Here is a 22882-nt window from a genome sequence, read left to right as displayed (position 1 = left end):
AAAGAGGGGCTGACCAATAAGGGGTAAGGACATTAATCATATGGAGACACCCTCATGAAGACTTCCAAGTTTGCTGCCCTCGCCCTCACCGGCCTGCTGTCCGCTGCCTCGCTGAGCGCCGTTGCGGCCAGCTCCACCACCGGCCCGACGAACCCGGCGCCGGATGCCACTACCGAGTCGCAAAAATCCATGGGCACGGGCCTGGACACCAACGGTGGCGCAGTCATCGACAACACCAACGCCGCCGACCCGCACACCAAGGGCCATGACACCGACCGCAAGGCGCCGGCTGCTGTCGGCAATGGCAAGATGGGCCCATCGGTCAACGAGCCGAAAATCAATACCGGTAACGACTCGAACGTGCCAGGCGCGCCAAAACAACCCGCGCCTTGATACATCGAGAGCAGGACGAACAGCCGATAATTTCCCAGTGAAGAGGTACGCATGAACGTCGATAGAAACCTTGAGAAAGAAGTCCTCACCCGCCTGTTGCACGCTCACCCGCAAGGTCTGGGCAAGGAGGTGCTGGACAACTACCGCGGCGAAAAGGAGGTTGCCAGCGTGCTGGCGTTTCTCCAGGACCGTGGGTTCATCAAGGATGGACATGTGACCACCGACGACGCCGGTGAATACTCGCTGAACCTGCCGATCAAGCTGACCGCCTCGGGTGTGGATGAGGCACGCAAGCTTGATGGTGAAAGCACTCAGTAAATCCAATGCAGGTCCGGCCCCGTTCGCGGGGCTGGAAGGAGTTTTGACGATGCCTCGTGGAAGCAAAGCCAAATACACCAGCGAACAGAAGCGCAAGGCCGCTCATATCGAAGACAGCTATGAGCAAAAGGGCCTGCCCAAGGATGAAGCCGAGGCCCGTGCCTGGGCTACCGTGAACAAGCAGTCCGGCGGCGGCGAAAAGGCTGGCGGTTCAGGCCAGCGCAAGGCGCCGGCCAAAAAGACCCAGGACCGGAAGGAGTCGGCCAGGCGCGCGACGGCCAGTCGTGAAGGGCTGGCGCGCGGCAGTCGGACGTCGTTGGGAACGCAGACCAAGGAAAGCCTGATGAAGGAAGCGCGCGCCAAGGACATTCCTGGCCGCTCCACCATGCGCAAGGATCAGTTGATCGAAGCGTTGCGCAAAGCGGGTTGAACATGTGGAGGCTGCGCCAGTGTCGACTTGGCGCTGTCGCGCAGGCTTCGCGGGCTTGTTGTGGCGAGCGGGCTTGCCCCGCGTTGGGGTGCGCAGCAGCCCCAAAATCAGGCTCTGCGCAGTGTCAGATGGACCGTGTTTCTCTTGATTGGGGGCGCTAACGCGGGGCAAGCCCGCTCGCCACAGAGACAGAGACAGAGATGTGATTCCGTAAGATTTAAAGCTTTAAAATCAACAAGCCCCTCCTGTGTCGGTCTTTGCTTAGCTGGAAAGAAATGTGTTGAGTTCGGCAGTGCCGGGTGATGTGGCCGGGCCCCGGCGTGTGACGGCCAGCGCGGCGGCGGCGTTTGCCTGGCGTGCGGCCTCTGCGGGCTGCAGGCCTCTGGCCAGGCCGGCGATGAACACCCCCGCATGCGCATCCCCCGCGCCATTGCTGTCTACCGCCCGCACCTTGAAGCCCGGCACGTGTTCAATCGCTGAACCTCGTCCGACCCAGCAACCGTTCGGGCCATCTCGCACCACCAATAACGTGTCGGCGCTCAGGTGCCGCTTGAGCAATGGCAACGCCGTGGCGATATCCGCCGCGCCGGTGAATGCGAGGACTTCCGGACCGTTGCTGGTCCAGATATCGATACGCGGCAGCAGTGTGCGCATCAGCGCCGACTCCGGCGCCTTGACCAGCGGGCCCGGGTCGAATATCACCACGATCTGCCGTGACAACCCCAGCAGCCAGTCGATCAACGGCTGCGCCTTACCGTCAAGCAGCAGGCTGTAGCCACTGACATACACGTAGTCATCGGCAGCGGGCACCACGCCGGCCAGGTCTTCGGCACTCAATTCCCCTTCGGCGCCCATGTGGGAAATGAACGTGCGCTCAGTGCTGGCCTCGGTCAGCGCCACGCACAAGCCGGTGTCCTTGCCACTGCTGGCCGGCAGGGCCATCTCGATGCCCTCGGCCTGCATCGCCGCGCGGGCCAGATCGCCAAAGCGGCCATTGCCGTGACGGCCCAGGTACACCACCGGCAAACCATTGCGCCGTGCAGCCGCCATGACGTTGAAGCCGCCGCCGGTTTCGAAACTGGCCGTTTGCGCCAGCACGTCACCGCCGCTGGCAGGCAGGGTATCGAGGGCCATGACCAGGTCGACGATGACCTGGCCGGTGTGCAGCAATCTAGACATGGGCATGCTCGACCTGCGCCGGACGCCGGTCAGTCGCCCCGCCCAATACCGCATAGATCCCGCCGGCCACCAGGAAGGTCACGACCCAGCCGAGGCCGTTGTGGCCCAGCCAGGAGTCGGACAACGGCCCGGCGAACCAGATGTTTTCGGCGGTGGTGCCAATGGTGGTGAAGCTGAAGCCCAGCACGATGGCCACGGCCCAGGCGCCGAAGGCACGCCATTCCACGCCGCCGCGATACCAGTAGGCGCTGCTCGGGCTCACATCCAGCAGGTCCTTGGGGCTGTAGTAATGACGATGGATGAGGTCGACCACAAAGATCCCGACCCACGCGGTGATCGGCACTGCCAGCAGCGAGATGAAGGTGATGAAGGGGCCGTAAAAGCTGTCGGCGATCAGCATGAAGTAAATGGAGCCGGCGAAGATCGCCACGATATCGACGATCACCGCATGCACGCGCTTGACCTTCAGGCCGAGGGTCAAGGTGGTGAGACCGGCCGAGTACACCGACAGGTTGTTCGACAGCAGCAGCCCGCCGAACGCGGTGATCAGGTACGGCACGGCCATCCAGGTGGGCAGCATGTCGCGGATCGCGATGATCGGGTCGGTGGCCGAGGCCAGGTCGTTGTTGCCCACCGACAGCAGGCCACCGAGGGTGATCAGCAGCACCAGCGGGATGCCTGCACCGAAGGCGGCGGACGCCACCAGGCGCACGGCCTTGACGCTGCGGTGCTGGTAGCGCGACATGTCGGCACCGGCGTTGGCCCAGCCGATGCCGGTGCCGGCTGCCATGGTGCCGACGCCGATGATCATCGCGCTCAGGGGCGCTGGGGTGGCGTTGAACACCGCGCTCCAGTCGATGGTGGCACAGAGGAAGCCGCCCACCAGGAGGTTCAGGGCGCCGAACACATAGGTGGCCCACTTCTGGATCACCAGCAGGGTGGCATGGCCGAGGCCGGAGACCGCCAGGGTCAGCAGCACGAAGAGGCCAATGAAGATCAGCGTGAGCACGGGTGCACTCTTGGCCTCGACCGGCGAGCCGAACAGGATCGAACACAACGACAGCAGCACGAAGGCGGCCGTGGTGGTGTTGACGGTTTCCCAACCCAGGCGCGACATCAGCGACACCAGCGTCGGGCCGATATTGCCGCGCACGCCGAAAATCGCGCGGGACAGGGTCAGGCTGGGCGCACGGCCACGACGGCCGGCGATGGAAATGATCCCCACCACCGCAAAGGAGCCGGCGGCGCCGAGGATTGCGACGATGATCGCCTGCCAGATGGCCAGGCCACGAAACGCCACCAGCGTGGCGCCGAGTGGCAGGCCAAGGATGCTGATGTTGGCAGCGAACCACACCCAGAACAACTGCAGCGGATGACCGTTGCACTCACCTTCCGGGACCGGTTCGATGCCGCGCGTTTCCAATTGCCCGGCACTTTGGCCGGAAGAAGGGGTGCTCATGAGGGGGGCTCCTGGTGCCTGTATTGTTGTGGTTGTGGCAAATCTTCAAGTTGAAGCTGTAGCCAGCCGTGCTGACTCAATGCGATTTTTTTGATCTGTGGCGTTACCGCAATGCGAGCAGCCCCTGGACCAACGGCTGCAAGTCCAGGCCATTCACGCGCGTGACCTGTTCAATCACCGCCTGCGGCCAGCACTGCATGCCCAGGCACGCGCCGAGCATGGCGCCGAGCATCGCGGCGATGGTATCGGTGTCGCCGCCCAGGCTCGCGGCCAGGCACACGGCTTCAAACGCGTTCATTGCGCCGACCGCCACTTGCTGGGCCAGGGCGAACGACACCACCACCGACTCCTGAGAGGCGACCGAGGTGCCGATCAATTCGTAGAGCAGGTCGGCGAACAGCGCTTTGTCGCCGCTGCCGACGCTCAAGGTGCGCGCCCAACTGATGCGCGTGGAGATACGTCCGCCGGCAATCCAGTGGCCGTGGCTTTCGGCCTTTTGCGCGACCTGCACGCCGATGTTCAGCGCCTCGCCCAGGTCCGCGCCATTGATGCCGGCCGACACCACCGCCGCCACCGCCGCCGCGCTGGAAATCCCCAAAGTGGTGTTGTGGGTGACCTGGCATGCCTGGATCACCGCCTGGATGAACCGTGCCGGGTCTTTGATATCGGCGGCAATCCCCACTGGCGTGATGCGCATGGCCGCGCCGTTGGTGGTGCCGTAACGCCCTGACTCTTCCGGCGTGTGGCCGGCCAGGATCATGTCGATGGCGCGTTTGGTGGACGGCCCCAGCAGGTCCTGGGAGCCCTTGGCGCGCATCGCCGCTTCCCACTCGATCAGGCGCTGGGCGAGCACGGTGGGCTCGATGTTGCCCCGGCCCTCCACCAGCAATTGGCCCACCAGGATCGCCTGCTCGGTGTCATCGGTGATGGAGCCGGCCGGCATGTTCGGTGCGATGGGCTGGTCGGGCCCGGCCGCTTCAAGGGCGGTGATGGCGCCGAAGCGTTGCTGCACCTGTTCGCGGCTCAGGGACTGGGTGGGCATGCCGAGCGCATCGCCCAGGGCGAGGCCATGGAACGCGGCAAGTGCGCGATTTTCAGGGGTCATTTTGAAGCTCCAAACTGCAGGTGCAGGCGAAAGTGCACGGGGTCGAGCAGGCTTTCGACGTACTCCATGAAACGCTTGCGCCGATCGTACGTGGTGCGCGAAGCCTTGAGAAACACCGTGCCCGTGGGGCGGCCCAGCAAACGGGCGTCCTCCTCGTTCAGGGGCTCCGCACCGATCCACTGGTCTCCGGTGGCGCCAATGAAACCGTAGGCGGCCAGGGTGATGGTCAGGGAGTTGTCGATCAGACCGACGCGGGGCAGGCTTTCCAGGCCACCGGACGCGGGCATCAGTGAGCGCTCCAGGGACACGGCGGTGCCTTCGGTGGTGCGCCGTCGCCGGTCGAGGGCGATGAACTGGTCACTGCCGAAGCGGCTGAGCAAGTCGCTGCGGGTCACGGCTTCGAGGCGCAGGATGTCGGTGTTGACCCGTGCGCCAGTGTCCGCCAGGGCCTGGGCCCATCCGCTGTTCTGGTCCAGCACCATGCCGTCAAACGTGACGATGGAGCCAACGCCGCTTTGGGTCGCGATGTAATTGCGGCGCTTGAGCTCGGCCAGCGCCTCACGCAGGGTGCCGCGGCTGACCGCAAACTCTTCCGCCAACTGGTGCTCGCCCGGCAGCAGGAAACCGTCGACCATCACCCCGGCTTCGATACGGCGGATGAGTTCATCGACGACGCGTTTTTTCTTATCAAATCGAACATGTCTAATCATGTACAAATTGATAACCGAAAGCGCCGGTTTGCAGCAAGCGAATTATTTCAGGGAGATGAAAATCGCGCGTTCAAGGCTCCAGGCCGATGGGAAAGAACATCCCGCCGCTCCACACCCCAAGCCAGTTGCTGCCGTTGATCGGACGGCTAACCGCCAGCTCCACCAATTGGTAGAACACATTGCGATGAACCAGGGCTTCGAGGTTAGTGCGCACGCGCAGGTAAGGCGAAGGCTCCTGGGTGACGGGGTCGGTGATCACCCGCAGCGGATGTTCCTGGCCGGCCTCGACAACGTCGTCGACGTGGGTGGTAAAGCGCAGTACCTGGCTTTCGCCCTGCCCTTGCACCTCGAGGGTAATGGCCACAAACGGCGCGTCATCCACGCTGATGCCGACTTTTTCCACGGGTGTAACCAGAAAATAGTCATCGCCATCGCGGCGGATGATGTTGGAGAACAGCTTGACCATCGGCTTGCGCCCGATCGGCGTGCCTTGATAGAACCAGGTGCCGTCGCGGGCAATGCGCATGTCGATGTTGCCGCAGAAGTCCGGGTTCCACAGATGCACCGGCGCCGGCCCTTTGCCCTTGGGCAGTTGCGCCAACAGATCGTTGGCCTTGGCGGAATCGGTCATGGGGGTCTCCTTGCTGTTACTGATTGCTCATGCCCAGCAAACTGCGCGCGTACTGCGCGAGCGGGCGGGCAATCAGGTCCTGTGGCCTGTTGTCGTGGAACGTCAGTAAACCGCCACGACTGCGAATACGTGCAGTATCGATCAAATACTGGGTGCTGGTCTCGATCAGCATGATCTGGATCACGCCGCTGTCCAGCCCTACCCGGTCAAGCGCCTCCTGATCCGACCATTCGTCGGCATTGCCGATACGGTCATCGGCGGCGGCAAAACGGCAGTACAACAGGTAATGAGCACCGGCCGCACGGGCCTCGGACATTGCCTGTTCGAGGCCTTCGGGTTTACGGGCGCGGCGCACCATGGGGAAATACTCGACGAAACCGTTGAAGGCTTCTTCGGCCACCACGTTCGGTCGCGGGTAGGCGCTGCCCGGCGGCACAAAGCTGCCCTGGGCGATAAAGACAAAGGAATCCGGCTGTATGCGCACGGAGGCCGTTCGGCGGGTGTCGCTGTGGTCGAGCAATCCGGCATCGCTCATCTGATAGCGAGTGCCTTCGGCCATATCGCTGACGGTCATGCATCCACCCAGCGCCAACGACGCCAGCAACAAAACCAGACTACGCATCCCAATTCTCCAGAAGCCGGTGACGGAAAACCGGCGAATGGGCACGAGATGCAGATTCTGCGCCAGCTCCTGGGAAACTCAAATCAAATGTGGGAGCAAGCCCCTCCCACATGGATGCTGTGAACTCACGGAATAGCGTTAGCCGCCGATGATTTTCATGATTGTTGCCCCGCCCGAAAAGGCCACTTCCTGTTTGTCGCCCAGGGCCTTCATCAGCAGACCTTGCAGGGCCGGCAGTGCCTGATGACGCGGCTTGTCCAGCAGGTCGCCGACGTAGTGACGGTTACTCGACGACAGGCAACCGTGCAGCCAACCGGTGGACGACAGCCGTAATCGCGAACAGGTACGGCAGAACGGCACACTCTCGTTGGCGATGACCCCGAAGAAGCCTTTGCCCGGCACTTCATAACGTACCGCCGTGGCATCCACGGGGGCATTGGCCTGCAGGTATTCGTGATGCTCGCCGATCAGGCTGAGCAGTTGCTGCAGGCTGACGAACTGCTGCAGGAACGCGTTGGAATCCCTGGCCAGATGGCCCATGCGCATCAATTCGATAAAGCGCAACTCGTAGCCGCGCGCCAGGCAGTAGTCGAGCAGCGGCATCACCTGGTCGAGGTTCTGCCCGCGCAGCGGCACCATGTTGACCTTGATTTTGATGCCAGCGGCGCGGGCCTGGTCCATGCCGTCGAGGACAGTGGCCAGGTCGCCGCCACGGGCGATGCTGCGAAAAGCACCGGCGTCCAGCGTGTCGAGAGAGACATTGATGCGCCGAATGCCAGCCTCCACCAGCAGCGGCAGTTTGCGTGCGAGCAACTGGCCATTGGTGGTCAGGCTGATATCACTGAGCCCCATCTGCCCCACGGCGCCCATAAAGGCTTCCAGCTTGGGGCTCACCAGCGGTTCGCCGCCGGTGATACGCAGACGGTCGATACCGGCCGCTTCGATCAGGTACGCCACGCCACGGGCCATGGCCTGGGCCGAGAGTTCGTCCTGGGCAGCCACCAGCCGCTTGCCATCGGGCACGCAGTAGGTACACGCGTAATTGCAGGCTGAGGTCAGGCTGATTCGCAAATTGCGAAAACGCCTGCCTTGACGATCAACGATCATGGATCACTCCGGCAGCGGATAATTCGGGCGCACTGAAAACTGACTTATAACTCAGCTTTTAGCAAGGTCCATGCCTGAGTATATTCCTGGGGTAATGCGCCCGGCAGTAAATCATCACGCCATCACTGTGGCGAATGACTCACGTGGCCGGGGTCTCTCCGGTTTTCGGTTCCGCGCCTGGCAGGTCGCCGCTGTGCTTGCGCTTGTTGCCCATGCGCACGCCAATGTCCATCAGGAATTGGAAAAAGCCTTCCTGGTCTTCCAGCACATTGCTCCAGAACGGCGAGTGGTACAGCGCCACGGCGCCATGTACCAGGGCCCAGGCCGCGCAGTAGTGAAAGTACGGCGGCACGTCTTCAAGCTTGCCTTCGCTGATGCGCCCCTTGATCAACAGCGTCAGGCGTTCGAAGTTGGAGGCGCGGATCTTGTGCAGTTCCTCGACCATTTCCGGCACTTGATGGCCTTTGACCACCTTTTCTTCCAGGCGGTCGAACAGGCGGTAACGCTGCGGGTCCCGCATGCGGAACTCGAAGTAGGCCCGCGACAGGGCTTCCTTGTCCTTGTCGACATCGGCCGAGTGCAGCAGCTCGTTCAAGTCACGCTCGTAGTCGAGCATCAGGCGCAGGTAGATCTCGGCCTTGGACTTGAAGTGTTTGTAGATAGTGCCTTTGCCGATACCCACGGCATCCGCGATCATCTCGACGGTGACGCTGTCCTCACCCTGATCGAGAAACAACTTGAGTGCGGTGTCGAGAATTTCCTGCTCACGGCGGCGAAACTCACGGACCTTACGGGGTTCTTTGTGCATGAGGAAGAGTTCTGCAGAGGTCGGAATGGGAAGGCTCGCGCAGGGCCACGGATACGTGGCGATACGATTTACCCGGTGCGAGGGATTATCCCGACTGAACGGTCGTTGAGCAACGCCTATGTGTACCCGTCCGACGCTTTACCTTCAATTCGCCAACGTTTTGCCCTGTATCAGTCAAAAACAATACGCAATGGGCCTACCGGTGCCTGCCCAATGAGAACTCAAGGGAAGCGCGCGTATTCCAAATCTGTTTAAAAAACGACCAGTCGCGACTGGACTGAATCCGATACTGATCAATACTTCAACTGTCGGCGCGGCATCTCCCCCAAGTGACGCGGCGACCTGGGCACCGACGGACTGAGTGCCCTTGTTAACTCCTAATGGTCTTAACCCGGATTCACCCCCCAGAACCCGGGTTTTTTTTGCCTTCGATTTGAGGGGGTCAGCCGGCGACGTGTGCCAGGGGGAATAAACGCTTGAAGTTCTCGGTCGTCTGCTCGGCAAAACGCTCGTAAGACGCCCCCCGCAGCATCGCCAGGTAATCTGCCACGTCGCGCACGTATTCCGGCAGGTTCGGCTTGCCGCGATGGGGGATCGGCGCCAGGTACGGCGAGTCGGTCTCCACCAGCAAACGGTCGGCGGGTACCTGGCGGGCCACATCGCGCAGTGCATCGGCGTTGCGGAAGGTGACGATGCCCGACAGGGAAATGTAGAAGCCCAGGTCCAGGGCAGCCTTGGCCATGTCCCAATCTTCAGTGAAACAATGCAACACGCCCGCTTGGGGCAGCGCGGCTTCGCGCAGCAGGGTCAGGGTGTCGGCGCGGGCGCCACGGGTGTGGACGATCACCGGTTTGCCGGTCTGCGCGGCCGCCTGCAGGTGCAGGCGGAAGGAGGCCTGCTGCACGTCTGCGGCCTCGGGCTCGTAGTGGTAGTCCAGGCCGGTTTCACCGATGGCCACCACCCGCGGGTGGTCGAGTTCGCCGAGCAGCCAGTCGAGGGCCGGGGCCTCATCGGGCTTGAGGTCCAGCGGATGGATGCCCACCGAGCAATCCACATCGGCATAGCGCTCAGCCAGGGCTTTGACGTCGGCGGCGTTCTCGGCGCTGACGCCGATGCACAGAAAGTGCCCTACCCCGCGCTGGCGTGCCGCTTCCAGGGCGGCATCGAGGGAGCCGCCGTGCTGGGCGAGGTCAAGACGGTCGAGGTGGCAATGGGAATCTACGAGCATAGGCAATCACGACTTCAGGAGTGGCGGGCCAACGGTACACCCGTCGGCCGTGGAAATTAACGGCGGCCAAGCAGGCCGACCCACTGCACCAGCAGCGCTTCAAGCAACAGCACGCGGTTGAGGTTGGCCTTGCCGAGTACCTTCTGGCGCTGGGCGAGGATCCAGTCCTGGATCGCCAGCACCTTGTCCTGCGCACTTTTCTGCGCAAGGTATTGCACCACCTTGCGCATATCCGGCAAACCCAGGCCGCTTTCGTCCTGGGTCAGTTGGTAGCGCAGGATTAGGCTCGACCAGTCGCAGAACCAGTCGAACAACAGCAGCAGCGGAATATCCTTCCACGCGGTTTCGGCCAGTTGCGTGGCGGACAGTTCTAGCTTGAGCAGCTTCTTCACACCGTCCACCACCAGCGCGCGCTGTTCGCGAACGCCCTGAGCCTGCAGCTTCACGGCGGCCAAGGGCGAGCCGGCGGCCAGGGTCAGCAGCTCCACGCGTTCTTCTTCGCCGCAGTCCGGCAGCGCCTGCGCCAGCCATTGCAGGCTCATGGCCTCACTGGGTAACGGGCATGCCTGCTGCACGCAACGGCTACGAATGGTCGGCAACAGGCGGCTGGACTGATGGCTCACCAGCAGCAGTACGGTATCGCCGGACGGTTCTTCCAGACTCTTGAGCAGGGCGTTGGCGGCGTTGATGTTCATCGCCTCCACCGGCTCGATCAGCACCACCTTGCGCCCGCCCATCTGCGCGGTTTGCACCACGAAACTGACAAGATCGCGCACCTGGTCGACCTTGATCGCCTTGTCCGCTTCCTCAGGTTCCAGGAGGTAGTTGTCCGGGTGGCTGCCAGCCTTGAGCAGCAGGCAGGATTTGCACTCACCGCAGGCGTGCAGATTGACCGGGCGCTGGCACAGCAGGCTGGCCATCAGGCGCTCGGCCAGGGCGCGCTTGCCGATGCCAATCGGCCCATGCAGTAAATAGGCATGAGCGTGCTGGGCACGGCCGGCCAGTTGCTGCCAGAGACCGTCCTGCCACGGGTAGGCTTCAGCCACGGGCGCGCTCCAGCAAAGTGGGCAGCAAGGCGTCGATATTCTGCTGCACCTGGGCCAGCGGCTGGGCGGCATCCAGCAGGTGATAACGCGCAGGCTCGGCCTCGGCACGGCGGATAAAGGCGCTGCGTACGGCATCGAAGAAGCCATGGCCTTCCAGCTCGAACCGGTCCAGGCGACCACGGGCACTGGCGCGGGCCATGCCCACGGCCACGGGCAGGTCGAACAACAGGGTCAGGTCGGGACGCAAATCGCCCTGCACGAAGGTCTCCAGGCTGGCGATGCGCTCAAGGCACAGACCCCGGCCACCGCCCTGATAGGCGTAGGTGGAGTCGGTAAACCGGTCGCAGATCACCACCGCACCACGCGCCAGGGCCGGGCGAATCACTTCGGCCAGGTGCTGGGCACGGGCGGCAAACACCAGCAGCAGCTCGGTGTCGGGGTTCATCGGCTCGTCTGCCGGGGCCAGCAGCACGTCACGAATGCGCTCGGCCAGGAGCGTACCCCCCGGCTCGCGGGTCAATACCACTTCGATACCCTGCGCACGCAGGCGCTCGGCCAGGTAATCGCGGTTGGTGCTCTTGCCGGCGCCTTCCGGGCCTTCCAGAGTAATAAACAGGCCAGTCACAGGCGGTCCTTAGTCAGAGTCATTGCGGGCTTTGCGGCGCGGCCGTATCCGGCGCGGGCTCGACCGGAGCGTCGGCCGGCGGCGTCACTTCGTCCAGCGGCTTCACCGCCGGCGCCGGGCTGGAGCGGTAATCGGCACGGCGCTTGAGCTGAAACTCGCGCACGGCGGCATTATGCGCATCCAGGTCGTCGGAGAAGATATGGCTGCCATCACCACGGGCAACGAAATACAGGCTGCTGCCCGGCGCCGGGTTCAGCGCGGCATGGATCGCCTCGCGGCCGACCATGGCAATCGGTGTGGGCGGCAGGCCGGCAATCATGTAGGTGTTATAGGGGTTGGCTTCCTTGAGGTGAGCGCGGGTCAACTTGCCGTTGTAGCGCTCACCCAGGCCATAGATCACGGTGGGATCGGTCTGCAACTGCATGCCGATCTTCAGGCGGCGCACAAACACCCCGGCGATCTGCGCGCGTTCTTCCGGCACACCGGTTTCCTTTTCCACCAGGGACGCCATGATCAGCGCCTGGTAAGGGTCGGTATACGGCGCGTCGGCAGCGCGCTTGCTCCATTCCTGGGCGAGTACGTCGTCCAGACGGTTGTAGGCTTTTTTCAGGAGTTCGACATCGCTCATGCCACGCACGAAGCGGTAGGTATCCGGGAAGAAGCGCCCCTCGGGGAACACGCCGGGATGACCGAGCTTGTCCATCACTTCACTGTCGCTGAGACCGGACAGGGATTGCACGATCTTGTCGTGCCTGGCCAGAGCGGACCGCACCTGACGGAAATTCCAGCCTTCCACCAGAGTCAGACTGTACTGCACCACTTCGCCGCGCTGCCACAGGCCGATCAGGTCCTGGGCCGTCATGCCTGGCGTCATGCGGTATTCGCCGCTGTGCAGGGGCTGGCCGTCGAGGTTGAGACGCCAGTAAAGACGCAACCAGAAGGCACCGTCGATCACCCCTTCGTTTTCCAGGCGGTTGAACGTGCCGGTTGGCGTAGCTCCGGTCGGGACGTCGAGTAATTGCTCCTGGGTCAGTTTCAACGGCTGCTTCAAGGCAGACGCGTATTTCCAGGCGCCAATCCCCAACACCAACGCTGCCGAGAACAGGCCGATCAGCAGCAGTACAATCAGTTTTCGTATCAACTCAAATATCCAATAGCGCGCGAACGATGCCCTGCAGTTTACGGGTGAGCGGCCCAACCGGCCAGCTCATCGCAGCACAGCCGCGCACCGGCCAAATGCCATAAACGCTGTTGCAGACGAAGACTTCATCAGCCTGCTGCAGGTGCTCCAGGCTGATGTCAGCCACGGCCACCGGGATGCCCAGCGCTTGTGCCCGGGCCAGAATCTCGGCGCGCATCACCCCGGCCACCCCGCAACGATTCAGATCAGCGGTCAGCAATGTGCCGTCGCGCACCAGAAACAGGTTGCTGAACACGCCTTCAATGACGCGACCGGACATATCCAGCATCAGGCCTTCGGCATGCTCGGCGTCCTGCCATTCCGCGCGGGCGATTACTTGTTCGAGACGGTTAAGGTGCTTGAGACCGGCCAGCAGCGGCTGCTCGGCCAAACGGGTGGCGCAGGGAAACAGGCGGATGCCGACCGTTTCATGGCCCGGGGGATAGGCCGCTGGCGCAGAGCCTTGCAGAACTCGACGCACCGGGGCGCCGGGGTTGATGCCGTAGCCGCGCAGGCTGTCGCCGCGGGTGAGGATCAGTTTGAGCACGCCGTCACCCAGGGCGGCGGCATAGGCCTGTATTTCGTTGCGGATCAGATGGTGATCCGCCGCGAGGGCAAGGCGCCGGCAACCTTCTTCGAGACGTTGCAGGTGACGCTCAAGCAGCACCGGCCGCCCGCCTTTGACCGCAACGGTCTCGAACAGGCCGTCACCATAGGCCAGGCCGCGATCGTTCAGAGGCACGCTGTCCGCTGGCTGACCGTCGACCCAGCTGTGCATTACTCGGCGAACCGACGGAACACCAGGGAACCGTTGGTGCCACCAAAGCCAAACGAGTTGGAAATCGCCACGTCGATCGGCATCGGCTGGGCCTCGTGGGGCACGAAGTTCAAGTCGCAGCCTTCGTCAGGCTCATCGAGATTGATGGTCGGCGGAGCGACCTGGTCCTTGATGGCCATGACGCTGAAGATCGCCTCGACCGCGCCCGCCGCCCCCAGCAAGTGGCCGGTCATGGACTTGGTGGAACTGACCGCCAGCTTGTAGGCGTGCTCGCCGAACACCGACTTGATGGCTTCGGCTTCCGCCAGATCGCCGGTCGGGGTCGAAGTGCCATGAGCGTTGATGTACTGCACCTGGTCGGCATTGACCTTGGCATCGCGCAGGGCATTGGTGATGCACCGCGCGGCACCGGCACCGTCGGCCGGTGGCGAGGTCATGTGGAAGGCGTCGCCGCTCATGCCAAAGCCGATCAGCTCGGCGTAGATGGTGGCACCACGCGCCCTGGCATGCTCCAGCTCTTCGAGCACCAGCGCACCAGCACCGTCGGACAGCACGAAGCCATCACGGCCCTTGTCCCACGGACGGCTTGCACGGGTCGGCTCATCATTGCGGGTCGACAGCGCACGGGAGGCGCCGAAGCCGCCCATGCCCAGCCCACAGGCGGCCATCTCGGCGCCACCGGCGATCATCACGTCAGCTTCGTCGTAGGCGATATTGCGCGCCGCCATGCCGATGCAGTGGGTGCCCGTGGTGCACGCGGTGGCAATGGCGTAGTTGGGTCCCTGTGCGCCCAGGTGGATGGACAGGAAACCGGAAATCATATTGATGATCGAGCCGGGTACGAAGAACGGTGAAATTCGACGCGGGCCGGAATCGTGCAGGATGCGGCTGGTTTCCTCGATATTGGTCAAACCGCCAATACCCGACCCCATGGCCACGCCGATGCGCTCACGGTTGGCGTCGGTGACTTCAAGGCCTGCGTTACGCACTGCCTGAAAACCGGCGGCCAGACCGTATTGAATGAACAGGTCGAGCTTGCGGGATTCTTTGATCGAGAGATATTCCTCGACATTGAAGCCCTTAACCGAGCCGCCAAAACGGGTGGAATAGGCAGAAAGGTCCGTATGTTCGATCAGACCGATACCACTGCGGCCAGCCAGAATGCCCTGCCAACTGCTCGGCACATCCGTACCCAGTGGCGACAACATACCCATACCGGTGACTACGACGCGTCTACGCGACACAGCACTCTCCTTTTTCTTGATGACGACACTTTTCATCAGCGCTAAAGAAAAAACCGCACGCCGTTACAGCAGTGCGGTTTTTCCCTGACAGCAAGCGACGACTACAAACTATTACGCCTGGTGGCTGGTAACGTAGTCGATAGCAGCTTGAACAGTAGTGATTTTTTCAGCTTCTTCGTCCGGGATTTCGGTCTCGAATTCCTCTTCGAGAGCCATCACCAGCTCAACGGTGTCAAGGGAATCGGCACCCAGGTCTTCTACGAAGGAGGCAGTGTTGACCACTTCTTCTTCCTTAACGCCCAGTTGCTCGGCAACGATTTTCTTGACGCGCTCTTCGATGGTGCTCATACCTTGTTTAACTCCTAATGGACAAATTCAGGCAGCTGGCCAGTGGGTAAGTGTATAGAAAGCCATTTCAGCTTTTCAACTGAAAGCTTCACCCTGTACCCGGTCGGCCACCTGCCTATAAATTAAGTTGCAGCTTTATAACGGATTTTAGACAGCTCGTATGACATTTTTTTGAAGCGATCCGTCACAATTTAACTCATGTACATCCCGCCGTTCACTGGGATTGTAGCCCCAGTCACGTATGCCGCACCGTCGGATGCCAGAAAAGTGACCACATTCGCGATCTCTTGAGCCTGACCCAGACGGCCCAGCGGAATCTGCGTCAGCAAGGCTTCACGCTGTGCTTGCGGCAGTTCGCGGGTCATATCGGTGTCGATGAACCCTGGGGCCACCGAGTTGACCGTAATCGCACGCGAGCCGACTTCACGCGCCAGTGCACGGCTGAAACCTTCCAGGCCGGCCTTGGCGGAGGCATAGTTTACTTGGCCTGCGTTGCCCATGGCACCCACTACGGAGCCAATATTGATAATTCGCCCCCAACGCGCCTTGGTCATGCCACGCAAAACGCCCTTGGACAAGCGAAACAGACTGTTCAGGTTGGTATCGACCACGTCGTACCACTCGTCGTCTTTCATGCGCATCACCAGGTTATCGCGGGTGATGCCGGCATTATTGACCAGAATAGCCGGTGCGCCGAATTGCGCGGTGATCTCCGCCAGGACTGCCGCCACGGACTCATCGCTGGTCACATTCAGCTCCATACCGGTGCCTTGCACGCCATGCTCCTTGAGGGTCGCGGCAATACGCTCGGCGCCCGAGGCAGAGGTGGCGGTGCCGATCACTACGGCGCCCTGACGGCCCAGTTCCAGGGCAATCGCCTGGCCAATGCCACGGCTCGCGCCGGTGACCAATGCAACTTTACCTTGCAGACTCATGCAGGCTTCTCCTAAGTTCGGGATCGGGTCAAGCCTGCGCCGCGAGCGCGGCAGCAAAGGCATCCGGGGTATTGAGGTTGGCGGTCGACACACCGTCAGCGCAGCGTTTGTTGAGGCCGGCCAGGACTTTGCCCGGGCCGCACTCGACCAACTCCGTAGCGCCATTGGCGGCCAGGGTCTGCACCGATTCAACCCAACGGACCGGCTTGTACAACTGCTCCAGCAAGTCACGCTTGAGGGTGTCGAGATCGACGGCAACGGCCGCACTGACGTTTTGCACCAGCGGGATCTGCGGCGCCTGCCAGTCGATGGCGGCGATGGACTCGGCAAACCGCTCGGCTGCCGGGCGCATCAGCTCGCAGTGCGACGGCACGCTCACCGGCAATGGCAAGGCACGTTTGGCGCCCAGTGCCTTGCAGCCTTCAATGGCGCGCTCGACCGCAGCCTTGGCCCCGGCGATGACCACCTGCCCAGGGGAGTTGAAGTTCACCGCGCTCACCACTTCACCCTGGGCCGCTTCGGCACAGGCCTGGATCACCACCGCATCCTCCAGGCCGAGGATCGCAGCCATGCCGCCCTGCCCTGCCGGAACGGCCTCCTGCATCAACTGGCCACGACGCTCGACCAGCTTGACCGCCTCAGCGAGGGTAAGGCTGCCTGCCGCCACCAGGGCGCTGTATTCGCCGAGGCTGTGACCCGCGACAAATGCCGGGCGCGCACCGCCTTCGGCCAGCCATACGCGCCACAGGGCGATCGAGGCGGTCAGGATGGCCGGTTGGGTTTTATCGGTTTGATTGAGTTGCTCTTCCGGCCCTTGCTGGGTCAGCGCCCAGAGGTCGTAACCCAGGGCGTCGGAAGCTTCCTTGAAGGTGTCCAGGATCAGCGGGAATTGCGCGCCCAGCTCGGCCAACATGCCGAGGGACTGCGAACCCTGCCCTGGAAAGACGAATGCGAGGGATGTAGACATGTAACAAGCCCCTAATGATCTGATCGTGGAAAAATGCTCACCCCGACGATGGGAGTGCACGAAACTGACAGATTGGATGGTCAATTGAACTGGCCGGTCACATTTAAGCATTCCCGGGCCGATTCGCCTAAGGCAACAGGTCCTCGAGACGGCCGTGCAGGCGTTGCGGCAGGTTTTCCTGGATCTCGATCACGGCCCGCGCAATCGCACTCTGAAACCCCTGCACACCCGCTGAACCGTGGCTTTTGATCACAATGCCCTGCAAACCCAGAAAGCTTGCACCGTTATGTCGGGCCGGTGCCAGGTCAGCCTGCAAGCGCCGCATCAAAGGCAACGCCAGCGCACCGACCATGCGCGACAGCAGGTTCTGCCTGAACAACGCTTCGATGCGCGCGGCAATCATGGTTGCCAGGCCTTCGCTGGACTTGAGCAGGATATTGCCGACAAAACCGTCGCACACCACCACATCGGCTTCGCCCCGGTACAAGCCGTCGCCCTCGACAAAGCCGATGTAATTCAAGCCCCGCGCACCTTGCAACAAGCCAGCGGCAAGCTTGACCTGCTGGTTGCCCTTGATGTCTTCGGTGCCGATATTCAGCAAGGCTACCCGCGGCCGGGAAACGCCCAGCGCCTCGGCGGCCACCGAGCCCATTACCGCGAACTGGAACAGGTGCTCGGCACTGCAATCGACGTTGGCGCCCAGGTCCAGCAGTTGGCAATAACCTTTCTGCGTCGGAATGGCGGCCACCATTGCCGGTCGATCAATCCCCGGCAGCGTCTTGAGCACATGCCGCGCCAACGCCATCAACGCACCGGTGTTGCCGGCGCTGACACAGGCCTGCACCTTGCCATCGCGCAGCAACTCAAGGGCCACCCGCATGGAAGAATCCGGTTTGCCGCGCAGGGCCATCGATGGCTTTTCATCCATGCCAATGGTTTCGCTGGCCGGCGTGATCGTCAGGCGCGCGCGATCCACCGCCGGATGGCTGGCAATCAGTTCTTCAAGTAGGGAGGGTTGACCGACGAGGGTCAGGTGCAGCGAGGGCGTGGCAGACAGGCTGGCAATGCAGGCCTGAACAATGCTGCGGGGACCGAAGTCCCCGCCCATTGCGTCAATCGCGATGACTTGAGCAGACAAGTGATTACTCGTCAGCGCCCTTGTCGATCACTTTACGGCCACGGTATACGCCTTCTGGCGATACGTGGTGACGCAGGTGAACTTCACCGGTGGTTTTTTCTACAGACAGGGTGCTAGCCTCGAGAGCATCGTGGGAACGACGCATGTCACGGGCGGAGCGGGATTTTTTGTTCTGCTGAACAGCCATAATTGATTAACTCCTAAACGTTTGGGTCACGCTTTAACTGCGCCAATACACTGAACGGGTTGGACCGCGTTACCTCGTCCTCGCTCGGTTCGGGCTCGTCATCGAGCCCCTCCGGCTGCTGGCATTCTTCCGGATGATGAGCAGGCACAATGGGCAAGGCGAGCAGAAGCTCTTCCTCGATCAGTGCATGCAGATCCAAAGGATCTTCGCCCAGTTCCAGCACGTCATAACCTTTCGGCAACGACTGGGTATTCGCACCCTCCTTCACCACGGCATAACTGCACTCGCTGTGGATCGGCAGGGTGACCAGCTCAAGACAACGCTGGCAAACCATTTTGACTTCGGTGTCGATAACGCTGTGAATGACCACAGCTTTACGTTCATCTCGTTCAAAAACGAATTTGGCCTGGACCGTACCGACAGTGTCGGAAAGCGGGTCGCAGAGTCTCTCCAAATCGGCCAGCAGTACTTCACCTTGGAGGGAAGTGCCACGATCAGCCAATTTGCGCGGGTCAACGTGAGGTGGAATCGGGTCATTCAACATAGGCGCAGCATTATAGGGATGCACCCGGCCATGTCAAAGGAAATTCAGCCCTGTGCGTCAGCCGGTCACGCCGCTAGAATCGGCCGCTGCCTTGAGGAGACGCCCATGCTGCCTTTGTTACTCGCATCCAGCTCGGTTTACCGCCGGGAATTGCTCAGCCGCCTGCATCTGCCGTTCACTTGCTGCTCGCCGGATATCGACGAAAGCCATCGCCCAAAAGAGTCCGCCGTCGAGCTGGTCAAGCGCCTGGCCGAAGGGAAGGCTCGCGCCCTGGCCGGCAGCCATCCCGGACACTTGATTATCGGCTCCGATCAGGTTGCCGCGCTGGAAGGTCGGATTATCGGCAAGCCGCACACCTTCGAAAACGCCCGCGAACAGTTACTGGCGGCGAGCGGCAAGCGTGTGAGCTTCCTGACGGGACTGGCACTGCTGAACAGTCAGACCGGACACTGTCAGGTGGATTGCGTGACGTTTACCGTGCACATGCGTGAGTTGAATGCCGAACGTATCGAGCGCTACCTGCATATCGAGCAACCTTATGATTGCGCGGGCAGCTTCAAGGCTGAAGGGCTGGGCGTGAGTTTGTTTCAGAGTACCGAAGGGCCGGACGCCACGAGCCTGGTGGGCCTGCCGCTGATTCGGCTGGTGGACATGTTGCTGGCCGAAGGCGTGCAAATCCCCTGAAGCCACGCACACCCAAATGTGGGAGGGGGCTTGCTCCCTCCCACATCACCTCTGCCTTGAGAGGTCAGCGCAGCGCCGGTCCCTGGAAGCCCATGTACAGGGCCAGCTTCTCCGCCACGCTGGCACCGAGCTTCTTGGAGAAGCGGTCGAACGGCGATTCCTCAACCGTGAAGTCCACCAGCTCCTTCTCGCCGATTACATCCCGCGCCACCGAACTGGCACTGCCCAGGCCATCGATCAGGCCCAACGGCAAGGCTTGCTCGCCCGACCACACCAGCCCGGAAAACAGCTCCGGATGGTCCTTGTCCTTCAGCCGATCACCGCGCCCCTGTTTCACACTGGCGATGAACTGGCGATGGGTGGTGTCGAGCACGCTTTGCCAGAACCGGGTTTCATCGGCCTTCTGCGGCTGGAACGGGTCAAGGAACGCTTTGTGCTCACCCGAGGTGTAGGTGCGTCGCTCCACACCAAGCTTTTCCATGGTGCCGACAAAACCATAACCGGCCGCCGTCACGCCAATGGAGCCCACCAGGCTGGCCTTGTCGGCATAGATCTGGTCGGCGGCGCTGGCAATATAGTAGGCACCCGAGGCACCCAGATCAGAAATCACCGCGTACAGCTTGGTATCCGGGTGCAGGGCACGCAGGCGACGAATCTCGTCGTAGACATAGCCCGACTGCACCGGACTGCCGCCCGGGCTGTTGATGCGCAGGATCACGCCCTTGACCTTGGTGTCTTCAAATGCCGCACGCAGGCTGCCGACAATATTGTCGGCACTGGCGGGCTCCTTGTCGGCAATCACCCCGCGCACTTCGATCAAGGCGGTGTAGTGGGCGCCACGGGTGGCGCTTTTTTCCATGTCCATCAGCGGGCTGAACAGTGCCAGCATCAGCAGCAGGTAAGTGAACGTCAGCAGCTTGAAGAAAATCCCCCAACGCCGCGCACGCCGCTGCTCCTGAACGCCGGCCAGGAGGGTCTTCTCCAGCAGCTTCCAGCTTTTGTCATCACCGCTTTCGGCCTTTTCAGGCGCTTTCCACTCGTCACTCATACGCTTAACCCCGGCAAAAACTTATTGAGCCTGGCCAAGCCAGACCTGCAATTGCGAAAAATGATCAATGGTCAGCCTGGGCTCGTATTGCTGCAAGGCCTGGGCGGATTGGGCGCCGTAGCTCACTGCAACGCTGTCCATGCCGGCGTTGCGCGCCATGATCAGGTCGAAGGAGGCATCGCCCACCATCAAGGCCTGACGCGGCGACACATCACAATGGGCGAGGATCTGCTCGAGCATCAGCGGATGGGGCTTGCTGGCGGTCTCGTCGGCGGCGCGGGTGATGTCGAAGTAATCTTCCCAGCCGTGAGCCTTGAGCACGCGATCCAGGCCGCGACGGGCCTTGCCGGTGGCAACCGCCAAGTGATAACCCTCGGCGCGAAACGCTTCCAGCGACTGCACCACGCCGTCGAACAGCGGCGAGGGCGTGGCTTCCAGCGCAATGTAGTGATCGGCGTAATGATTGCGGAACGCGATCAACTCGGCGTCGCCGATCTCGGGGTACAAGACGCGGATCGCTTCGGGCAGGCCCAGGCCGATGATGCCCTTGATCGCGAAATCAGAACACAGCTCAAAGCCCGAGCGGGTCGATGCCATGTGCATCGACTCGACAATCCGGCCAATGGAGTTGGCCAGCGTACCGTCCCAATCAAAAATCAGCAGTTTGTAGTCAGGGTGCGACACTCAGGCGCTCCACGGTCTTGGCCCACATCTCATCGACGGGCGCCTGCAGCTTCAGCTCGCCGCCATCGGGCAGCGGCACCGTGAGCATGTAGGCGTGCAGGAACAGACGCTTGCCGCCCAGGTCGCGAATCTCTTTGGAGAACCCCTCATCGCCATACTTGGTGTCGCCGGCAATGCAGTGGCCCGCATGCAGGGTGTGCACACGAATCTGGTGAGTTCGTCCGGTGACCGGCTTGGCCTCGACCATGGTCGCAAAATCGCCGAAACGACGCAGCACCTTGAACAGGGTCAGGGCCTCTTTGCCCTCCTCGTCCACTTCGACCATGCGCTCGCCGGAGCGCAGATTGCTCTTCTGCAACGGCGCGCGCACACTCTTGATCGAACTGGCCCAGTTGCCACGCACCAGCGCCATGTAGCGTTTGTCCACGCCATCGCCACGCAGGGCGGTATGCAGGTGACGCAGCATGCTGCGTTTTTTGGCGATCATCAGCAGGCCGGAGGTGTCCCGGTCCAGACGATGCACAAGCTCCAGCTCCTTGGCGTCCGGGCGCAACTGACGAAAGGCCTCGATCACGCCATAATTCAGGCCGCTGCCGCCGTGCACCGCAATGCCGCAGGGCTTGTTGATCACGATCAGTTTGTTATCTTCGAACACGATGGAGGCTTCGAGGCGCTGCAGCAGGCCTTGTGCCAACGGCACCGGCTCATCACGCTCGGGCACGCGCACTGGCGGTACCCGCACGATATCGCCGGCCTGCAGCTTGTATTCGGGCTTGATTCGCCCCTTGTTCACGCGCACTTCGCCTTTACGCAAAATGCGGTAGATCAAGGTCTTGGGCACGCCCTTGAGCCTGGCCAGGAGAAAATTGTCGATGCGTTGGCCGGCATATTCCGGCGAGACCTCAAGCAGCTGGACGCTGGGGGTCGGGGGGGCGGTAGTCGTCATGGCGGCGATGATAACAATTTTTTATGGAATTGAAGCACTTAATCATTGCTGCTATAGTCGCGAACGCCGCCAAAAGCGGCCTGGACAGAGGACTTGCGGCAAACTGCCGGCCCTGACCATCGCAATTCATCAGGACGCGAGGCCGTCCTACGGGGCGTTTGCCACCCTGGAAGGTTCAGGATTGTAACAAGCGCAGGTGACATGAGGCCTGAAGCGAGCGCGATGCGCAGAGTGAATACTCGCGTTTTACGCCGATATTTACGGCCAGTTCACAAAGTGCAGTCAGTCTTGTGCCGGACCACGGCGAATGCTTCGGAAACAACGCCTGTTAAGAGCTGGATGTGAGCGCAGTCGCCCACGTTGAGTCTTGTTTAGCCATGAGCGTGGACTCCCCATTGGAGCCCACGGTAAATGCCAACCCGCTGCGGATTCTGCGCGCGGCAGCACCCGAATTATCAGGGATACGTGTAGGGTGGAGATGCACAACCGTCGGACCGTGTAGCACTAGGCTTATATTTAGACGCTTCATCTCGTCCAC

27 protein-coding genes are annotated in these 22882 nt (G+C 61.9%); 4 read left to right on the top strand and 23 right to left on the bottom strand.

Annotation, left to right across the window (positions count from 1 at the left end; genetic code table 11):
* The first annotated feature begins 54 nt into the window (after window positions 1-54).
* From TU79_RS22805 to TU79_RS22795, 3 genes are read left to right on the top strand one after another with little or no spacing between them, the layout of a single operon-like run.
* The gene (locus tag TU79_RS22805; protein ID WP_057010105.1) at window positions 55-393 is read left to right on the top strand and encodes a hypothetical protein; all 339 of its coding nucleotides are present in this window, start codon (window positions 55-57) and stop codon (window positions 391-393) included.
* 51 nt (window positions 394-444) lie between these two features.
* A complete protein-coding gene (locus TU79_RS22800) occupies window positions 445-711 on the top strand; it encodes a hypothetical protein (protein ID WP_057010104.1) in 267 nt (88 codons plus the stop codon).
* Window positions 712-760: 49 nt separating this feature from the next.
* Entirely contained in the window at window positions 761-1141 is a 381-nt protein-coding gene (locus tag TU79_RS22795; RefSeq protein WP_057010103.1) for a hypothetical protein, read from the top strand.
* Window positions 1142-1402: 261 nt separating this feature from the next.
* Here the strand turns inward: TU79_RS22795 and TU79_RS22790 are convergent, their stop codons facing one another.
* From TU79_RS22790 to TU79_RS22695, 20 genes are all read right to left on the bottom strand, one after another.
* Window positions 1403-2320, bottom strand: coding sequence for a PfkB family carbohydrate kinase (locus TU79_RS22790; RefSeq protein WP_057010102.1), 918 nt, complete (start codon window positions 2318-2320; stop codon window positions 1403-1405).
* Entirely contained in the window at window positions 2313-3779 is a 1467-nt protein-coding gene (locus tag TU79_RS22785) for a purine-cytosine permease family protein (RefSeq protein WP_057010101.1), read from the bottom strand. Before TU79_RS22785 ends, TU79_RS22790 begins: the two co-directional genes overlap by 8 nt.
* 103 nt (window positions 3780-3882) lie before the next feature.
* Entirely contained in the window at window positions 3883-4884 is a 1002-nt protein-coding gene (locus TU79_RS22780) for an ADP-ribosylglycohydrolase family protein (RefSeq protein ID WP_057010100.1), read from the bottom strand.
* On the bottom strand, window positions 4881-5594 hold the full coding sequence (locus TU79_RS22775; RefSeq protein WP_057010099.1) for a GntR family transcriptional regulator: 714 nt from the start codon (window positions 5592-5594) through the stop codon (window positions 4881-4883). The genes TU79_RS22780 and TU79_RS22775 overlap by 4 nt, the downstream gene beginning before the upstream one ends.
* A 70-nt stretch (window positions 5595-5664) precedes the next feature.
* Entirely contained in the window at window positions 5665-6225 is a 561-nt protein-coding gene (locus tag TU79_RS22770) for a DUF1285 domain-containing protein (protein WP_057010098.1), read from the bottom strand.
* Between the two features lie 16 nt (window positions 6226-6241).
* The gene (locus tag TU79_RS22765) at window positions 6242-6847 is read right to left on the bottom strand and encodes a DUF4823 domain-containing protein (protein WP_003233456.1); all 606 of its coding nucleotides are present in this window, start codon (window positions 6845-6847) and stop codon (window positions 6242-6244) included.
* Window positions 6848-6985: 138 nt separating this feature from the next.
* Window positions 6986-7954 carry a GTP 3',8-cyclase MoaA gene (locus TU79_RS22760; protein ID WP_057010097.1) on the bottom strand — a complete coding sequence of 323 codons (969 nt, stop codon included), beginning with the start codon at window positions 7952-7954 and terminating at the stop codon, window positions 6986-6988.
* Between the two features lie 139 nt (window positions 7955-8093).
* Window positions 8094-8762, bottom strand: a complete 669-nt coding sequence (locus tag TU79_RS22755; protein WP_057010096.1) for a TetR/AcrR family transcriptional regulator — start codon at window positions 8760-8762, stop codon at window positions 8094-8096.
* Window positions 8763-9204: 442 nt separating this feature from the next.
* Window positions 9205-9990, bottom strand: a complete 786-nt coding sequence (locus tag TU79_RS22750) for a TatD family hydrolase (RefSeq protein ID WP_057010095.1) — start codon at window positions 9988-9990, stop codon at window positions 9205-9207.
* A 56-nt stretch (window positions 9991-10046) separates the two neighbouring features.
* Window positions 10047-11036, bottom strand: coding sequence for a DNA polymerase III subunit delta' (locus TU79_RS22745; RefSeq protein ID WP_057010094.1), 990 nt, complete (start codon window positions 11034-11036; stop codon window positions 10047-10049).
* A complete protein-coding gene (gene tmk, locus TU79_RS22740; RefSeq protein ID WP_057010093.1) occupies window positions 11029-11661 on the bottom strand; it encodes a dTMP kinase in 633 nt (210 codons plus the stop codon). The genes TU79_RS22745 and tmk overlap by 8 nt, the downstream gene beginning before the upstream one ends.
* Window positions 11662-11680: 19 nt before the next feature.
* Window positions 11681-12802: an endolytic transglycosylase MltG gene (gene mltG / locus TU79_RS22735; RefSeq protein WP_057010092.1), complete on the bottom strand. Its 1122-nt coding sequence runs from the start codon at window positions 12800-12802 to the stop codon at window positions 11681-11683.
* Window position 12803: 1 nt separating this feature from the next.
* On the bottom strand, window positions 12804-13619 hold the full coding sequence (pabC, locus tag TU79_RS22730; RefSeq protein WP_057010091.1) for an aminodeoxychorismate lyase: 816 nt from the start codon (window positions 13617-13619) through the stop codon (window positions 12804-12806).
* Window positions 13619-14863, bottom strand: a complete 1245-nt coding sequence (gene fabF, locus TU79_RS22725) for a beta-ketoacyl-ACP synthase II (protein ID WP_057010090.1) — start codon at window positions 14861-14863, stop codon at window positions 13619-13621. Before fabF ends, pabC begins: the two co-directional genes overlap by 1 nt.
* Before the next feature lie 111 nt (window positions 14864-14974).
* Window positions 14975-15211, bottom strand: coding sequence for an acyl carrier protein (acpP, locus tag TU79_RS22720; RefSeq protein WP_003175607.1), 237 nt, complete (start codon window positions 15209-15211; stop codon window positions 14975-14977).
* A 191-nt stretch (window positions 15212-15402) separates the two neighbouring features.
* Window positions 15403-16146 carry a 3-oxoacyl-ACP reductase FabG gene (gene fabG, locus TU79_RS22715; protein WP_057010089.1) on the bottom strand — a complete coding sequence of 248 codons (744 nt, stop codon included), beginning with the start codon at window positions 16144-16146 and terminating at the stop codon, window positions 15403-15405.
* 28 nt (window positions 16147-16174) lie between these two features.
* A complete protein-coding gene (fabD, locus tag TU79_RS22710) occupies window positions 16175-17113 on the bottom strand; it encodes an ACP S-malonyltransferase (protein WP_057010088.1) in 939 nt (312 codons plus the stop codon).
* Between the two features lie 127 nt (window positions 17114-17240).
* Entirely contained in the window at window positions 17241-18251 is a 1011-nt protein-coding gene (gene plsX / locus TU79_RS22705) for a phosphate acyltransferase PlsX (protein ID WP_082638697.1), read from the bottom strand.
* 4 nt (window positions 18252-18255) lie between these two features.
* Window positions 18256-18438, bottom strand: coding sequence for a 50S ribosomal protein L32 (gene rpmF / locus TU79_RS22700; RefSeq protein ID WP_003179396.1), 183 nt, complete (start codon window positions 18436-18438; stop codon window positions 18256-18258).
* A gap of 13 nt (window positions 18439-18451) precedes the next feature.
* A complete protein-coding gene (locus TU79_RS22695; protein ID WP_003233480.1) occupies window positions 18452-18982 on the bottom strand; it encodes a YceD family protein in 531 nt (176 codons plus the stop codon).
* 105 nt (window positions 18983-19087) lie between these two features.
* Between TU79_RS22695 and TU79_RS22690 the strand changes: the two genes are divergently transcribed.
* A complete protein-coding gene (locus tag TU79_RS22690; protein WP_057010086.1) occupies window positions 19088-19666 on the top strand; it encodes a Maf family protein in 579 nt (192 codons plus the stop codon).
* Between the two features lie 64 nt (window positions 19667-19730).
* Here TU79_RS22690 and TU79_RS22685 read toward each other — a convergent pair whose 3' ends face one another.
* The 3 genes from TU79_RS22685 to rluC are packed head-to-tail and all read right to left on the bottom strand — an operon-like array spanning window position 19731 to window position 22344.
* A complete protein-coding gene (locus TU79_RS22685) occupies window positions 19731-20714 on the bottom strand; it encodes a S49 family peptidase (RefSeq protein WP_057010085.1) in 984 nt (327 codons plus the stop codon).
* Window positions 20715-20735: 21 nt separating this feature from the next.
* A complete protein-coding gene (locus TU79_RS22680) occupies window positions 20736-21398 on the bottom strand; it encodes an HAD-IA family hydrolase (RefSeq protein WP_057010084.1) in 663 nt (220 codons plus the stop codon).
* Complete coding sequence (gene rluC, locus TU79_RS22675) at window positions 21385-22344, bottom strand: 23S rRNA pseudouridine(955/2504/2580) synthase RluC (RefSeq protein ID WP_003233485.1); 960 nt, start codon at window positions 22342-22344, stop codon at window positions 21385-21387. Before rluC ends, TU79_RS22680 begins: the two co-directional genes overlap by 14 nt.
* Between the last annotated feature and the right edge of the window lie 538 nt (window positions 22345-22882).

The organism is Pseudomonas trivialis, from assembly GCF_001439805.1.
Taxonomy (GTDB): domain Bacteria; phylum Pseudomonadota; class Gammaproteobacteria; order Pseudomonadales; family Pseudomonadaceae; genus Aquipseudomonas; species Aquipseudomonas trivialis.
This window is presented reverse-complemented; position numbering and strand designations above follow the sequence as displayed.

Bases quoted from the DNA above. Each gene is read 5' to 3' on its own strand.
- TU79_RS22805 (WP_057010105.1), top strand. From the start codon at position 55: ATGAAGACTTCCAAGTTTGCTGCCCTCGCCCTCACCGGCCTGCTGTCC.
- TU79_RS22800 (WP_057010104.1), top strand. From the start codon at position 445: ATGAACGTCGATAGAAACCTTGAGAAAGAAGTCCTCACCCGCCTGTTG.
- TU79_RS22795 (WP_057010103.1), top strand. From the start codon at position 761: ATGCCTCGTGGAAGCAAAGCCAAATACACCAGCGAACAGAAGCGCAAG.
- TU79_RS22790 (WP_057010102.1), bottom strand. From the start codon at position 2,320: ATGTCTAGATTGCTGCACACCGGCCAGGTCATCGTCGACCTGGTCATG.
- TU79_RS22785 (WP_057010101.1), bottom strand. From the start codon at position 3,779: ATGAGCACCCCTTCTTCCGGCCAAAGTGCCGGGCAATTGGAAACGCGC.
- TU79_RS22780 (WP_057010100.1), bottom strand. From the start codon at position 4,884: ATGACCCCTGAAAATCGCGCACTTGCCGCGTTCCATGGCCTCGCCCTG.
- TU79_RS22775 (WP_057010099.1), bottom strand. From the start codon at position 5,594: ATGATTAGACATGTTCGATTTGATAAGAAAAAACGCGTCGTCGATGAA.
- TU79_RS22770 (WP_057010098.1), bottom strand. From the start codon at position 6,225: ATGACCGATTCCGCCAAGGCCAACGATCTGTTGGCGCAACTGCCCAAG.
- TU79_RS22765 (WP_003233456.1), bottom strand. From the start codon at position 6,847: ATGCGTAGTCTGGTTTTGTTGCTGGCGTCGTTGGCGCTGGGTGGATGC.
- TU79_RS22760 (WP_057010097.1), bottom strand. From the start codon at position 7,954: ATGATCGTTGATCGTCAAGGCAGGCGTTTTCGCAATTTGCGAATCAGC.
- TU79_RS22755 (WP_057010096.1), bottom strand. From the start codon at position 8,762: ATGCACAAAGAACCCCGTAAGGTCCGTGAGTTTCGCCGCCGTGAGCAG.
- TU79_RS22750 (WP_057010095.1), bottom strand. From the start codon at position 9,990: ATGCTCGTAGATTCCCATTGCCACCTCGACCGTCTTGACCTCGCCCAG.
- pabC (WP_057010091.1), bottom strand. From the start codon at position 13,619: ATGCACAGCTGGGTCGACGGTCAGCCAGCGGACAGCGTGCCTCTGAAC.
- acpP (WP_003175607.1), bottom strand. From the start codon at position 15,211: ATGAGCACCATCGAAGAGCGCGTCAAGAAAATCGTTGCCGAGCAACTG.
- fabG (WP_057010089.1), bottom strand. From the start codon at position 16,146: ATGAGTCTGCAAGGTAAAGTTGCATTGGTCACCGGCGCGAGCCGTGGC.
- fabD (WP_057010088.1), bottom strand. From the start codon at position 17,113: ATGTCTACATCCCTCGCATTCGTCTTTCCAGGGCAGGGTTCGCAGTCC.
- rpmF (WP_003179396.1), bottom strand. From the start codon at position 18,438: ATGGCTGTTCAGCAGAACAAAAAATCCCGCTCCGCCCGTGACATGCGT.
- TU79_RS22695 (WP_003233480.1), bottom strand. From the start codon at position 18,982: ATGTTGAATGACCCGATTCCACCTCACGTTGACCCGCGCAAATTGGCT.
- TU79_RS22690 (WP_057010086.1), top strand. From the start codon at position 19,088: ATGCTGCCTTTGTTACTCGCATCCAGCTCGGTTTACCGCCGGGAATTG.
- TU79_RS22685 (WP_057010085.1), bottom strand. From the start codon at position 20,714: ATGAGTGACGAGTGGAAAGCGCCTGAAAAGGCCGAAAGCGGTGATGAC.
- rluC (WP_003233485.1), bottom strand. From the start codon at position 22,344: ATGACGACTACCGCCCCCCCGACCCCCAGCGTCCAGCTGCTTGAGGTC.